Source organism: Mycoplana sp. BE70 (genome assembly GCF_031455855.1).
Lineage (GTDB): Bacteria > Pseudomonadota > Alphaproteobacteria > Rhizobiales > Rhizobiaceae > Mycoplana.
Map to the genome: position 1 here is coordinate 179,161 of NZ_JAVDTM010000003.1, position 14,277 is coordinate 193,437.

The 14,277-nt window shown below is 62.5% G+C and carries 13 protein-coding genes; 8 read left to right on the plus strand and 5 right to left on the minus strand.

Going from position 1 to position 14,277, the window contains the following annotated elements:
• Positions 1–3 precede the first annotated feature (3 nt).
• Complete coding sequence (coxB, locus tag J2Y48_RS07055; protein WP_310414871.1) at positions 4–888, minus strand: cytochrome c oxidase subunit II; 885 nt, start codon at positions 886–888, stop codon at positions 4–6.
• 396 nt (positions 889–1,284) lie between these two features.
• On the opposite strand from coxB, the gene J2Y48_RS07060 reads away from it, so the two are divergent.
• The 3 genes from J2Y48_RS07060 (at position 1,285) to J2Y48_RS07070 (ending at position 4,531) form a co-directional block, all read left to right on the plus strand.
• Complete coding sequence (locus J2Y48_RS07060) at positions 1,285–1,818, plus strand: invasion associated locus B family protein (RefSeq protein WP_310414875.1); 534 nt, start codon at positions 1,285–1,287, stop codon at positions 1,816–1,818.
• Positions 1,819–1,959: 141 nt separating this feature from the next.
• Positions 1,960–3,375, plus strand: a complete 1,416-nt coding sequence (gene tldD / locus J2Y48_RS07065; protein ID WP_310414877.1) for a metalloprotease TldD — start codon at positions 1,960–1,962, stop codon at positions 3,373–3,375.
• 100 nt (positions 3,376–3,475) lie between these two features.
• The gene (locus J2Y48_RS07070; RefSeq protein WP_310414880.1) at positions 3,476–4,531 is read left to right on the plus strand and encodes a polysaccharide deacetylase family protein; all 1,056 of its coding nucleotides are present in this window, start codon (positions 3,476–3,478) and stop codon (positions 4,529–4,531) included.
• A 23-nt stretch (positions 4,532–4,554) separates the two neighbouring features.
• On the opposite strand, the gene J2Y48_RS07075 is transcribed toward J2Y48_RS07070, so the two are convergent.
• The 3 genes from J2Y48_RS07075 to pdxH all read right to left on the minus strand — a co-directional run bounded on the left by J2Y48_RS07075 (position 4,555) and on the right by pdxH (position 7,254).
• Positions 4,555–5,052 carry a hypothetical protein gene (locus J2Y48_RS07075; protein ID WP_310414883.1) on the minus strand — a complete coding sequence of 166 codons (498 nt, stop codon included), beginning with the start codon at positions 5,050–5,052 and terminating at the stop codon, positions 4,555–4,557.
• Between the two features lie 93 nt (positions 5,053–5,145).
• On the minus strand, positions 5,146–6,372 hold the full coding sequence (locus tag J2Y48_RS07080) for a DUF937 domain-containing protein (RefSeq protein WP_310414886.1): 1,227 nt from the start codon (positions 6,370–6,372) through the stop codon (positions 5,146–5,148).
• Between the two features lie 261 nt (positions 6,373–6,633).
• Positions 6,634–7,254, minus strand: a complete 621-nt coding sequence (gene pdxH / locus J2Y48_RS07085; protein ID WP_310414889.1) for a pyridoxamine 5'-phosphate oxidase — start codon at positions 7,252–7,254, stop codon at positions 6,634–6,636.
• 146 nt (positions 7,255–7,400) lie between these two features.
• Between pdxH and J2Y48_RS07090 the strand changes: the two genes are divergently transcribed.
• The 4 genes from J2Y48_RS07090 to J2Y48_RS07105 all read left to right on the plus strand — a co-directional run bounded on the left by J2Y48_RS07090 (position 7,401) and on the right by J2Y48_RS07105 (position 10,523).
• Positions 7,401–7,751 carry an RT0821/Lpp0805 family surface protein gene (locus J2Y48_RS07090; RefSeq protein ID WP_310414891.1) on the plus strand — a complete coding sequence of 117 codons (351 nt, stop codon included), beginning with the start codon at positions 7,401–7,403 and terminating at the stop codon, positions 7,749–7,751.
• A 169-nt stretch (positions 7,752–7,920) separates the two neighbouring features.
• Complete coding sequence (locus tag J2Y48_RS07095; RefSeq protein WP_310415718.1) at positions 7,921–8,979, plus strand: DnaJ C-terminal domain-containing protein; 1,059 nt, start codon at positions 7,921–7,923, stop codon at positions 8,977–8,979.
• 122 nt (positions 8,980–9,101) lie between these two features.
• Complete coding sequence (gene fabI, locus J2Y48_RS07100; protein ID WP_310414894.1) at positions 9,102–9,920, plus strand: enoyl-ACP reductase FabI; 819 nt, start codon at positions 9,102–9,104, stop codon at positions 9,918–9,920.
• A 21-nt stretch (positions 9,921–9,941) separates the two neighbouring features.
• On the plus strand, positions 9,942–10,523 hold the full coding sequence (locus J2Y48_RS07105; RefSeq protein WP_310414897.1) for a histidine phosphatase family protein: 582 nt from the start codon (positions 9,942–9,944) through the stop codon (positions 10,521–10,523).
• A 50-nt stretch (positions 10,524–10,573) separates the two neighbouring features.
• On the opposite strand, the gene J2Y48_RS07110 is transcribed toward J2Y48_RS07105, so the two are convergent.
• Positions 10,574–10,834, minus strand: coding sequence for a DUF1344 domain-containing protein (locus J2Y48_RS07110; RefSeq protein WP_310415720.1), 261 nt, complete (start codon positions 10,832–10,834; stop codon positions 10,574–10,576).
• A gap of 257 nt (positions 10,835–11,091) precedes the next feature.
• Here J2Y48_RS07110 and J2Y48_RS07115 point away from each other — a divergent pair, with 257 nt between their 5' ends.
• Positions 11,092–14,196, plus strand: coding sequence for an EAL domain-containing protein (locus J2Y48_RS07115; protein ID WP_310414900.1), 3,105 nt, complete (start codon positions 11,092–11,094; stop codon positions 14,194–14,196).
• Positions 14,197–14,277 lie beyond the last annotated feature (81 nt).

The following is a 14,277-nucleotide window of genomic DNA, read 5'->3' on the forward strand; positions in this document are numbered from 1 at the left end:
GAATTACTGCGCGGCGTTCTGGGCGACATCAACGGTCTTCTTTTCACCGTCGATGGATGCCGTCAGAGCCTTGTTTGCCTCGCCGATATTGGTCGCAGCGGCGGCAAGCCAGGTGTCGAATTTTTCCTGCGAGACGACTCGGATGGCTATCGGCATGTAGGCATGATCCTTGCCGCACAGCTCGGAACACTGGCCGTAGAAGAGCCCTTCACGATCGGCCTTGAACCAGGTCTCGTTCATGCGACCCGGGACGGCGTCGATCTTGATGCCGAAGGACGGCATTGCGAAGGCATGGATCACGTCGGCGCCCGTTACGAGAAGCCGGACATGCTTGCCGACCGGAACGACGGCTTCATTGTCCACGGTGAGGAGGCGCGGATATACGGCCCTGTCCTCTTTGCCTGCAGCGGCACGATCCTTGTCCTGCAACAGCAGGGAATCGAAAGAAACGGGATTATCGCCAACCTGGTACTCGTAGCCCCAGTACCACTGATAGCCGGTCGCCTTGACCGTCAGTTCCGGCTCTTCCGTCGGCGCCAGCTGCTTGGTCAGCAACTGGAACGAAGGAACGGCAAGGAACAGAAGAATGATGACCGGGCCAATGGTCCAGATCACCTCGATCATCGTGTTGTGGCTGGTCCTGGACGGAACCGGGTTCGCACCCTCGCGGAACCGCACGATGACGACAGCGAGGAGAACCAGCACAAGAATCGTGATCGGGACAATGAACCACAGGGTATATTGCTCGAACCAGCGGATCTCTTCCATGATCGAGGTGGCGGCAGGCTGGAGGCCCCTCTGCCAATCGACCGGCTGGTCGGCCAGGGCGCTCGAAGCAAACAGCGAACAGCCGATGGCCGTCAGCGCTGCAAAAGCTTTCTTTATCACAACAAATCTCCCCAAAGTGTTTGATTGGGATCAAACAACGCGCAGAATCCTGCAATGCTGAGTGCTTAAAACCACAGTTTCATGCTCGCCGCAACCGCCTCGGATGAATGCTCATGCGGCATTTTTGCGCAAAGCCAAGTCTGGGGCGTAGACGGTCAAATTTTCACCAGACTCTTCAGAGTGACCGTCGAGGATGCGGGGCGCCCGTCCTGCTAAACAGGGCGGCGGAAGCACCCGCCTTCGTTGCAGAACGCGATGTTAAAGGTCCGCCCGCGTAAAGAATCAGCGGCAACGTCCAATTTCCGCCGCATAAACTGGAAAAGAGCGCTAAGGGCTTTCAATTTGCGCGATCGCTATTCAAGAATGGCGCGTATGATTCGAGACTTCGAGGTTCACATGGGTTCCGGTTCCCCTTCGCGCCTGATCAGGGCGGTTCGCGCATTTGCCGCGCTGGCCGTGATCGCGTCCAGCTCGCCTGCTTTCTCGCAGGCCCAGCAGCAGCCGGGTACGGTGAAATCGAACCACGGTGCCTGGTCGATCGTGTGCGACCAGCCGGCTGGCGCTTCGTCCGAGCAGTGCGCCCTGATGCAGAACGTGATCGCCGAGGATCGTCCGGAGGTCGGCCTGTCGGTCGTCATTCTCAAGACGGCAGATCGAAAGGCGAAGATATTGCGCGTGCTCGCACCGCTCGGCGTGCTGCTGCCGAACGGACTCGGTCTCAACGTCGATGGCAAGGACATCGGTCGCGCCTATTTCGTCCGCTGCTTCTCCGATGGCTGCTATGCGGAAGTGGTGCTCGAGGAAGAACTCCTGAAAACCTTCCGCTCCGGCGCGACCGCCACCTTCATCGTGTTCCAGACGCCCGAGGAAGGCATCGGCATTCCCGTCGACCTGAAGGGGTTTGGCGAGGGCTACGACGCGCTGCCGTGAGCAGCCCAGCGTTAGCGTGCGCAACATTTGACACCCACGGCCCGCGGCTTCGCAAATGACGGAGCGAGTCAAACTTGCCGTTTGCCGGCCGGCTCTCTACATGGATACGCGAAACGTCAGCCTCTGCGCGGAGTCCCGCCCATGAACACCGATCTTCTCTCCCTATTCGACGCCGACGAGGCAGCGGTCCGCAAGGTGCTCGGACAGAGCCTGGCAAATGCGGATGACGGCGAACTGTATCTTGAACACGCACAGGCAGAGTCGCTGACCTTCGATAACGGACGGCTGAAGGGCGGCAGCTTCAACACAGACCAGGGGTTCGGCCTGCGAGCGGTCGCCGGCGAGGCGGTCGGCTATGCGCATTCGGGGGAACTGTCGCTCTCGGCCCTGAAGCGGGCGGCGGATGCCGCGGCAGCGGTGACGCGCGGCTACGCCGGCAGCTATGCCGCGGCGCCGCAAGGCACGAACCGCCGGCTCTACGGCCAGGAAAACCCGATCGGCAGCCCGACCTTTGAGGAAAAGGTGACGCTTCTGCAGGACATCGATGCCTACCTGCGCGGCAAGGAGCCGAAAGTGCGCCAGGTCACGGCAGCGATCTCAGCCAGTTGGCAGGTGGTCAACATTCTCCGCGCCGACGGCCACAAGGTCGTCGACGTGCGCCCGATGACGCGCGTCAGCATCTCCGTCGTCGTCGGTGAGGGCGACCGGCAGGAGACCGGTTCCTTCGGCATGGGCGGCCGGCGCGGCTTCGGCGAATTCCTGACGACTGAGAGCTGGCAGCACGGGGCGGATGAGGCATTGCGGCAGGCGCTTGTGAACCTCGAGGCGATCGATGCTCCGGCCGGCACGATGGATGTCGTGCTTTCGTCCGGCTGGCCCGGCGTCATGCTGCACGAGGCGGTCGGCCATGGGCTCGAGGGCGATTTCAACAGAAAGAAGACCTCCGCGTTTTCCGGCCTGATGGGCGAGCAGGTCGCGGCCAAGGGCGTCACGGTCGTCGACGACGGCACGATCGAGGCCCGCCGCGGGTCGCTGACCATTGACGACGAGGGTACGCCGTCGGGCTACAACGTGCTGATCGAGGACGGCAAGCTCGTCGGTTACATGCAGGACCGGCAGAACGCTCGGCTGATGGGCATGAAGGCGACCGGCAACGGCCGCCGCCAGTCCTATGCGCACAGCCCGATGCCGCGCATGACCAACACCTACATGCTGTCGGGCGACAGGACGCCGGACGAGATCATCGCGTCAGTGAAGAACGGTATCTATGCCGTCTCCTTCGGCGGCGGCCAGGTCGACATCACCTCCGGCAAGTTCGTCTTCGGCTGCACCGAGGCCTATCTCATCGAGAACGGCAAGGTCGGGGCCCCGGTCAAGGGCGCGATGATCATCGGCAATGGCCCCGAGGCCATGCGGCGGGTCACGATGGTCGGAAACGACTCCAAGCTCGACACCGGAATCGGCATGTGCGGCAAGGGCGGCCAGAGCGTGCCGGTCGGCGTCGGGCAGCCGCATCTGCGCATGGACCAGATCACCGTCGGCGGCACAAGGACCTGAATTTCGGCGGCGGATGCCGCTCGCTGCAAAGACGCGTTAACTGCGCGGATACCATACCCCCCGCATAAAGGCGGCAAGAGAATCGCCTACGGGAGCGCAGATGCCGACATTGCAAAATGTGATGCGCCAGAGCCTCAAGCGCGCCGCCATTACGGGCGGGCTGGAACTGTCCAACCTGGCCGGGCGCGCCGGTCTGCTGGCGTCCGCGCGAGGCCGCGGCGCGATCTTCACGCTGCACCATGTGCGGCCAAAGATCGAACAATCCTTCGACCCGAACGCCCACCTGGAAATCACCCCCGAATTCCTCGATGAGACGATCCGCTTCCTGGCTGCGGACGGATACCAGTTCGTCGCCCTGCATCACCTTGCCGCGCGCATGGCGATCGCCCGTCCCGAGGAGCGGTTCGCAGCCTTTACCCTGGATGACGGCTACCGGAACAATGCCCTCCACGCCCAGCCGATCTTCACCGAGCATCGGGTTCCGTTCACCGTCTTCATTACCGGCGGCTTCGCCTGCCGGACCCACAGCATCTGGTGGGAAACCCTGGCCGAACTGCTGCGCGCCCTGCCGCACATCGAGTTCGATTTCGGCTCCGGTCCGGTGACCTTGCCCCTGGCCACCAACCGGCACAAGGAGGCCGCCTTCGCGCGCTTCTCCGCCTTCATCCATTCCAGCGACGAGACAGAGGCGATCAAGGCGCTCGATGCGGCGGCAAAGTCGAACGGCATCGACCCGCTGCTGATCACGGAGCGGCTGGTCATGCGCGAGCCGGAACTCAAGAGCCTGGTCCTAAACCCGCTCGCAACACTTGGGGCCCATACGATCAGCCATCGGGCACTGGCCCGGCTTGAGGAACACGAAGCCAGGGAAGAGATGCAGGCTTCCGCCGAGCGGCTGGAGTGCCTCACCGGCGTTCGGCCGGTCGCTTTTGCCTATCCCTACGGCTTCAACCCCACCGTTTCGCGGCGCGAGCACCACCTCGCCGGCGAACTTGGATTCACCGTCGCCGTCACGACGGATCCCGGGACACTCGACGTACGCAGCTTCGACACGCCCATGGCGTTGCCGCGCATCTCGCTGAACGGGCTCTACCAGAAGCGCAAATATGTGTCGGCGCTCGCTTCTGGCATCCCCTTCAAGCTGCTGCGGCGCTAGCCGGCGGCCAACCAGGCTTTTTTCTAGGCGAGCTTCAGAGCAGACGAAATCTCGGCGACCGTCGCCTTCTCCGCCTCGCTCACCGGCGTTCCACCGAATCCGAGGAACCCGCCCTCTTTCGAAGCTTCGGCGACATCGGTGCTGATTTGCAGGAGCCATGCCTTGAAGGCCGTCGCATCGGCGGGGGCCTTGGCGTCGACGACCTCCGCCGCCCGTCGAACCACCTCGATGCATTTCGTCTTGATCTCGTCGGGTTTCGCACCTTTCAACGTGGCCTGCAGCCCATCCTTGGCGGCGTTGCGGCCTTCGGAGGATTCGAAACTCTCGACGACTGCGGTCATCAGCTGGGTCGAACCGGTGCCGGATTTCGCCTGCAGAAGCGCGCGGCTACTCGCCAAGCCCTCCTTCAGCATGCCCCAAAGACCGCTCGGTTCGGCGGCGGTGACGGCAATTCCCGCCGCCATCACACCTTCCAGCAGTTGGTTCCATTCTTCGGGTGTAAAGGTCGTTTTGTCAGCCATGGCTGATCGCCTCCTCTTGCTAGAGTTGACGTGCGGGAGGATCTGTTCGGGGGAGCCGCCGGCGATGGGCCGGCGGTGTTCCCTAGTCGAAGGTCAAGGTGCCAGCGTCGCCAGTTTTGCCTTCAAGGCATCGATCGTCGGCTTCAGGACATCCGAGACGCCCGGAAGCGCCAAAACCTTGTCGAACAAGGCATTGAGGCTCGTGAGCCCTGGCTTGACGAGGCCCGACAACGCAGCCTTTTGCTCCGCCGAAAGCTGCCCGAGCATCCCGTCCACCTTGTTGAAGGTGTCGGTTGCAGTTTGAAGCTTGGGCAAGGCGGCCTGCGCCGTCGCCGCATCCGTGACGCCGTTCAGTGTCGTCTGCAACTCGGCCATCGTGTCGGTGACCTGCTTGCCGACATCGACGCCGGCAACCGTCAGCGACGGGGCGGCGGGTGTTGCAGGTTGGGTTTGAGTCTGGGTTTCGGGCTGGGCCGGCTGAGTCTGGGTCTCGGCCGGAGCCGGGGTTTGCGGCTGTGCCGGCTGGGTCTCGGTCTGGGCCGGGGCCTGGGGCTCGGGCGGCGTCTGCTCCGCCGTGCGTTGGGCGGGGCGGCCGAACAGGTAGTAGAGGATCGCCAGGAGCACCAACCCCGCCAGGAGCCAATAGAGCCAGTTGCTGCCACTGCGCGTGGCAGTTGTCGCCGTTGCTGCGGTCGTCCGGGCGGCGGTGGCCGCCGACGAGGTGGCCCGCGCCGCGGCATCGCTGCCGGCTGCGGTGGCCGTACGTGCCGCTCCACCAAGCGAGTCTAGGAGCCCGGTGCCGGCCAGCATGTCCCGCAAGCCCGAAGGCATTGCGGCGGCAATATTGTCTCGCTGGCCGGCCAGCAATCCGCCGATAGCGTTTGCGCTGAGGTCACCGCCCGTGTTCTTGGCGATGCCACCCAAGACGAGCGGTACCAGCATGCCGAGCAGGGAGTTGCCGGCATTCTGGCCGAGCCCGGAGTAGTTACCGATCGAGCTCGCCAGCGCGCCGCTGACGTTGCCGCCCAAAAGCGAAGAAAGCAGTTGCGAGCCGGATTGCATCAGCGGAGACTGGCCCCCGCCGGAAAGCAGGCCGCCGAGGTTGTCGAGAACGCCGCTTTGCTGTCCGGCGGCATCCGCGACCTTCTGAGCACCGCCGGGTTGCGCGGCAACACCGGCCAGCCCCGCAAGGACCGCCGGCACGGCCGCCGCGACGCCGCGCTGGACCTTGTCGGTGTCAAGCCCCAGCGCGGCTGCCAGTCGCGCAATCACGTCGGGGGTCAAAAATTGCATGAGATAGGATACGAGATTGCTGGCCATTGAATTCTCCTCCGCATGAATGCCTCGAGATTCAGCCTTGCCTGATGCGCGTTGTGTCGCTTCAAAACGAGAATGCGACCTGCCCGTCCCGTGAACTGCGGGCCAAAATGCTTTCCTGTCTTGGCAAAAAATATAGCACACCAATTGGAGTTGTATACTCCGGCAGCCTTTTACGGCCTGTGCGTGCTTCACGATTCGAGACAGCCGGCCACCGCATCAGGCGGCCGGCACAAGGGCGATCTAGTCAGCAATCCGAATGCATCAGGGATACATCCGGACCTTCTCCCATCTTTCGCCGCCTGCAGCGCGACGGAACTCCAACCGGTCATGCAGACGGAAGGGTCGATCGTGCCAAAACTCAATCGACACCGGCTTGATGCGGAAGCCCGACCAATGGGATGGACGCGGGATTTCGCCGATCGCATAGCGCGCTGTGTATTCCGCAACGGCCTTTTCGAGTGCGAAGCGGCTTTCCAGCGGCCGGGATTGTTTCGAGGCCCAGGCGCCGATGCGGCTGCCGCGCGGCCGGGATGCGTAGTATTCATCGGCCTCCGCGTCGGAAACGATTTCAACCGGTCCGCGAACCCGCACCTGGCGGCGCAGCGATTTCCAGTGGAAACACATCGCCGCCTTCCCCGCCCCTAGGATCTCCTGGCCTTTCTGGCTTTCGAAATTCGTGTAGAAGACAAAGCCGCGTTCATCGAATCCCTTCAGGAGAACCATGCGCACATTCGGCAGACCGGAAGCGTCGACAGTCGCGAGCGCCACGGCGTTCGGGTCGTTCGGTTCGCTCTTCTCCGCATCCTCCAGCCACTTTCCGAACAGGGAGAAGGGCTCGCTTTCCTCGGTAAAGTCACCGGTTGTTAACTCTATGTCGCTCATATTTGAATCCAATGCCGAATATCGGTCCGTTGGGACATGCCGGGGTTGAAGTCATAGCAAAGTCGCGACGGGAGACAATGATATTGTGGACGAGACGGTCACGGATCGCCCTTTTAGCGCTTTGCCTTGCACCCCTGTCGGGATGCATGAGCGGACTTGATTTTGCTTCGGAGATGTCCGTCGACAAGGGTGTCAAGACGAGCGCGGTCCCCGGTGCAGGTCTCGACAACACCACGGACGCAGCGACGGTGCGCAACGCCGTTTCGTCTGTCGACCTTGCCCGCAATGCCGGCAGCCCCATTCCCTGGGCGAACACCGTTTCTGGCAGTGCCGGCGTCGTCAGCAGCGTTCTGGAACTGAACGACGAGGCAGGCCGGATCTGCCGCGACTTCACCACGACGCTTCATTCCTACACGGGAATTGCCAACTATGACGGCCGGACCTGCGTCGGCGGCGACGGCATGTGGTCCCTGACGCGCTTCAACCGGCAGCAATAGCCCACCTGCTCCGGGAACCAGCGCGCGATGCATCCTATGCGATTCTGCGATGGATACCGTAACCATCGGTTAGGACGTTGTTGGCATCATCCATGCCCGCGGGCTTTGCACGGGCCCAAGACGACAAGGCGTTAAAGGCTCCAAGGAAAAGAAGAGCGGCATAATGTTGATGCGTGATCCGTATGCGGTCCTGGGCGTCAAGCGCGACGCGGGACAGGAAGAGATCCGGGCGGCCTGGCGAATCGTCGCCAAGACCGTCCACCCCGACCAGAACCAGGACGATCCCTTCGCCACCATCCGCTTTACCGAGGTTGGCCGCGCCTACGACCTTCTGCGCGACCCGCAGAAGCGCAGCCGATACGACCAAGCACACCGCGAAGCAGAAATCCGGCGCGAGATGGAACTGCGCCGCATGGAACAGATGCGCCGCCAGCAGAGCGCCCGCAAGGCCCAGCCGGAAAGTGTTCAAGGCACAACCGAGAGCGCCGAGGACGTGGTGTCGCGCATTTTCGGCATCGATTCGCGCCAGCAGCAGGCGGCGAGCAATGCCGCGCCGCCGCTCCACCCCTCCGCCAACAGCGAACGGCAGGGGCCATCCGGAGCGCCGGCCTCGAGCCTGGACAATTCTGATCTGCCAGTCCCGGCGGCACGGCGCACGACCGCGGCAGTCGACATCCTTTCGGCCCTCGTGCGCCGCATACGCGGCCTGCGCCCGGTGGTCGACAAGGCCCCGGATCTTGTTTGCGACCTTGTCGTGACGCTCGAAGACCTGATGAAGCAGTCGCGCGTCACGCTGGAGGCCAACGGTGAAACGCTGAGGGTGCCGCTTGCGACCGGCACGACGGACGGCACCGTCATTCGGCTGAAAGATCAGGGGCATCGGATCAACGATTTGAAGCGCGGCGACGCCGTGCTCACCGTCCGTGTGGCCCCAGGTCCGTTCCGTGTCGACGGCTTCGACCTGCGCATGACGCTCCCGGTGACGATCGAGAACGCCGTCCTGGGCTGTGAGACCACGGTCACCGCGCCGAACGGCGATGATCTGCCGGTGGTCGTCCCGGCCTGGTCCAGTTCGGACCACGTCATCCATCTCGACGGTCAAGGCCTCGCGGACGAGGAAGGCAACCGCGGCAACCTTGTTGTCGAACTGCGGCTTCTCCTATGGGACAGGCCGGACGACAAGATGATCGACCTGATGCGCAGCCTGCGCGAAGGGCTCTATCTGTGATGGTTTCGTGAAATGCGCACTCATTGTTACCAGTGCTAACAGTTCCTGAACCCGTCATGCTTGAACCCTAATGCTGCCTATGTCATAGGCAAAATCCAAAGGAAATCAGCAAGGGACATTCCATGGTTCAGGTATCCGGTCTGATGAGCGGCAAGCGCGGCGTCATCATGGGCGTGGCGAACAACCGGTCGATCGCTTGGGGTATCGCCAAGGCCATTCGTGCGCAGGGCGCAGAAATTGCCCTCACTTATCAGGGCGAGGCCCTCAAGAAGCGCGTCGAACCACTTGCAGCGGAACTCGGCGGCATTCTCGCCGGCCATTGCGACGTCGCAGACGAGGCTTCCATCGATGCCGTTTTCGAGACCATCGAGAAGACCTGGGGCAAGATCGACTTTTTCGTGCACGCCATCGGCTTCTCCGACAAGGACGAACTGACCGGCCGCTACATTGACACGTCGGCGGAGAACTTCGCCAAGACGATGCAAATCTCCGTCTACTCGTTCACCTCGGTCGCACGTCGCGCTGAGAAACTGATGACGGACGGCGGCTCGATGCTGACGCTCACCTACTACGGCGCCGAGAAGGTCATGCCGAACTACAACGTCATGGGCGTCGCCAAGGCGGCACTCGAGGCGAGCGTGAAATATCTCGCCGTCGACCTTGGCCCGAAGAACATCCGCGTCAACGCGATCTCGGCCGGTCCGATCAAGACGCTGGCCGCGTCCGGCATCGGCGACTTCCGCTACATTCTGAAGTGGAACGAGTACAATGCGCCGCTGCGCAGGACCGTGACGATCGAAGACATCGGCGACGTCGGCCTGTACATGCTGTCGGATCTCTCGCGCTCCGTCACCGGCGAAGTGCATCACGCCGACAGCGGTTACCATGTCGTCGGCATGAAGGCCGTTGACGCCCCTGACATCTCGGTCGTCAAGGACTGAGGCTTACTGCGGAGCACGACGGTGCTTGTCTACATGATCCGTCATGGGCAGACCGACTGGAATGCCGAGGGACGGCTGCAAGGCCAGAAGGACATTCCGCTGAACGCCATCGGACGCCGGCAGGCGTCCGAAAACGGCCGGGCCCTGAAGGCCGTTCTCGGCAGAACCGCCAACGACTTCGACTATGTCGCAAGCCCGCTCGGCCGCACACGCGAGACGATGGAACTCGTGCGTGGCGCCATGGGCCTCGATCCCCTCGCCTACCGCACCGACGATCGCCTGGTCGAAGTCTCCTTCGGCGACTGGGAAGGGTTCACCATCTCCGAACTCAAGAAGACCGTTCGCGATCGGGTCAAGGAGCGCTCGCGTTCGAAATGGGACTTCATCCCGCCCGGCGAGGCCGCAGAGAGCTACGAGATCCTGTCCTGGCGCGTCGCTTCATGGTTCAAGGAAATCGACAAGCCGACCGTATGCGTCGGCCATGGCGGCGTGTTCAGGGCGCTCTTCAAGTTCAGCGGCATGCCGGTGATCGAGGCGTCCCATGCTCCCGTGTATCAGGACCGCATCCTACGCATCGATGACGATGGAGCGACATGGCTGTAGTCCCGGGCGCCGCCCGCAAGGCTGCGCCACCACGGAATACGCCTTGCGTGCTACTGGATGATTTCCAGGTCGTCGATGATGCGCTTGCCGTCGACCTCGGTGTAGAACACAAGCACCTTCACCCCCGGTGAAAGCCCTTCGAAGTTAAACTCCTCCGGAGCCTGATAGTTCTTCCCGTCGTCGAGCGAGAGGCTTAGTCCGTTCGTGTCGACCTTGGTGATGACGGCCTCGACATCGGCGCTCTCGGCATACGATGTCAGCGGCGCGAGCATGCCGACCGCAGCCAACAGAGCGACTATCATGAAACGCATCTTGCGAACCCCCGTGGTCGAAGCAGTGTTCTTGTCTGTCACGCTTGATGCCTTTCGAATATGGCGAAATTCGCCCGATGCCACGCCTTGCGTTCAAATGGATGCCGGGAATCCAAGGCTCGATCAAGAGCCAATCGTCTGCCATCCCCGTACGAGTTCCGCGCCGCCGCCGCGCCTTACAACCTATGCGAAAGCATCAATTCAATCTTAATCAAAGCGTCCTAGGGTGAAGATTGACGTGAGGGGATGGCGCCATATTGCGGCCGGGGCGGATCAGACACACACTCAACAGCGTTGCCTATTGGGCCAGGCCGTCCCTTCTGCCGGCCGCCATCGCGGCTATCGTCATCGTCGGCGCCGGCTACGCCTATGAGGCGCAAAACGACCGGCTCCACCGCAACGAGCTGCATGCCCGCGGCGATACAGCACTCGGCCTCATCGGCTCGCGGCTTGAGGGCGAAATCAACCGGAACGTGACTGCCCTACAAGGGCTTGCGAACATGTTCGCTGCAGCCCCCGACCAGGCGGCTGCCCAGTTCCCGGTTTTGGCGCGCAAACTGCTCGCGCAGAACAACCAATTTCACCGCGTCGCCGCAGCTCCGAACGGGGTTGTAGCGCAGACCTTCCCGGTCGGGGGCAACGAGCGGTACAATGGGTCCGATCTCAACCGGTTTGTTGCGTCCGATGCGAGGCGGGCCTTCGGGCAACTGGCCATGACCGGCCCGATGCAATTGTCCGATGGCAGCCGCGGCTTCGACCTGCTCATTCCTGTCATCAGCAGCGGCGCCGGACCTACCGCCTGGTGGGGTTATGTCGAAGGCGTCATAGACGAACGCAGGCTGTACATCCGAGCGGGGTTGATCGACCGGCCGGACGCCAGAAGCGAACTTCGAAAAGGTGCGGCTGGCCTCAATGTTTCCATTCGCACCATCGGTTCGGGGTCGAGCCAGCAACCGCTCTTTGGCAATGCCGCGATCTTCGACGGCGAAGCTGTCCGACGCACGGTCAGCTTCCCCGGCGGGACGTGGGAACTCGCGGCCGTTCCGGCCGAAGGCTGGGAAACACCGTTGGACAATCAACGGCGGATCCGCCTTGCGACCGCGATCGCTGCCCTCGTCATCATCGGACCGATCCTGCTGGCCGGCGGCCTCGTCGGGGAGCGACAGCGACACATTGCAGGCCTCAAGGCGCGCGAGACACTGATCCGTTCGCTCTCGCAGCGACTGGATCTGGCACTGGAGGCGTCAAAGACCGGCATTTGGGAACTCTCGCTGTCCGACCGCGGCCGCGAGTGGGATCGTCAGATGTACATTCTGCATGGCCTCACAGAAGAACAGTCGCCCAGTGAGGAATCCTGGCGGGCCACCGTGCATCCCGAGGACATTGCGGCCGCCGAAGCGGCCATTGCCGCCGCCATCGCGGATCGTACCGACTACTGGTCGCAATATCGGGTAGTCCTGCCGGATGGCAGTGTCCGTCACATCCGCAGCGTCGGTTCGCGACTGACGATCGGCGACGACGAAAAGCTGACCGGCATCAGCTGGGACGTTACCGAGGACGTGCTTCTCAATGAACGGTTGAAGTCGGCCAAGGAGCAATCCGACCGGCAGAAGGACGCACTTTTCAAGATCACCCAGCGCCTCGACATGGCGTTGAGCGCCTATCAGTGCGGACTGTGGGAGGCGGACCTGGACGAGGGACTGACGATCTGGGATGCGCGTATGTGCCAGCTCTACGGCATTCCAGATACAGGCGAGCGCATAACCCACGAGGCATGGCTGAACGCAATTCATCCCGATGACCGCAAGGACGCCGAGGCAACGGCGGCAGAAAGCATAGCGACGGGCACGCCCTATCTGCGCAAGGCGCGCGTTGTTCATCCCGATGGCACGGTCCGATACATCCAGTCGGTCGGCAAACTTCATGTCGAGGCGAGCGGCAAGCGCAAGTTCGTCGGGCTCGCCTTCGATGTCACCGACGACATGCTGATGACCGAACAGCTCAAGCACGCCAAGGCGGTGGCAGATGCGAAGAACCTCGAGCTCGAACAGGCTAAGGACCGTATCGAGCACAATTCTCTCCACGATCCGCTGACGGGTCTCGGCAACAGGCGAAAGCTGGATGGTCATCTGGAGGGGCTGGCCAAACGCAGCCGCAGCAAAGCCGTCAACATCGCCATCCTCCACATCGATCTCGACCGGTTTAAGCAGATCAACGACACCCTCGGCCATGCGGCCGGCGATGCGCTTCTCGTCCATGTCGCGCAGATCCTGCGCTCTTCTGTCGACCATAACGACCTGGTCGCGCGCATTGGCGGCGACGAATTCGTGGTGGTGATCGAGAGCGACGACCACACTCATCTTTCGGCGCTGTCGCAACGTATCACCGGCCTGATGCGCCAACCGGTCGACTACAACGGCCACATGTGCCGCTTCGGCGTCAGCATCGGCATCGCGGTCGCAAGCGGCACCCGGATCGACACGCGCAAGCTGCTCGTCAACGCCGATATCGCACTTTACCGGGCCAAGGGGCTCGGGCGTAACCGGCACGAGTTCTTCACGTCGGTTCTCGAGGCCGAAATCGTCAGCAACAAGCGCATGGCCGACGACATCCTGAGCGGTATCGAGAACAATGAGTTTATCCCCTACTACCAGCCGCAGATCTGCGCGCGCACCCTGAAGCTTGCGGGCGTCGAGGCACTGATCCGCTGGCACCACCCGCAAAACGGCCTTTTGTTACCCGATCGCTTCCTGAAGGTTGCCGAAGATTTGAACGTTACGGCAACGCTGGACCGGATCGTGTTGGAAAAGGCGTTGATCGACTGTAGCAGATGGGCTGCAAAGGGCATCCTGATGCCGAAGATCTCGGTCAACGTGTCGGCCCGGCGCCTGCGCGACGAAACGCTGGTCGAGACCTTGACCGGTCTGTCCATCCTGCCCGGCCAGATAACGTTCGAGCTCGTGGAATCGATCTTTCTCGACGAGAGCGACGACGTTGTTCTCCGCAATATCGAGCGGATCAAGGAACTTGGCATCGACATCGAGATCGACGATTTCGGTACCGGGCATACGTCGATCGTCAGCCTGCTGAAACTGCGGCCAAAGCGGCTGAAGATCGACCGCCAACTGGTGGCACCGATCCTCACTTCGCGCCATGAGCAGGCCCTGGTGCGCTCCATCATCGATATCGGCAAGTCGCTGGGGATCGAAATCGTCGCCGAGGGCGTGGAGACGATGGCGCATGCAGAGATGCTGAGCGCGCTCGGTTGCGACCTTCTGCAGGGCTTTGCCTTCGCCGCGCCGCTGCCGGGCAACAAATTCCAGGCCTACGCACTCGGACATCGCCGGAAAGCGGCCTCCTGAAGGAATCTGGTCGCACGCGCTGAAAGCTCTGCATCACCCGGCCTTTCCCATCAAAAAGACTTCAACTTTGCGCCAATCGGC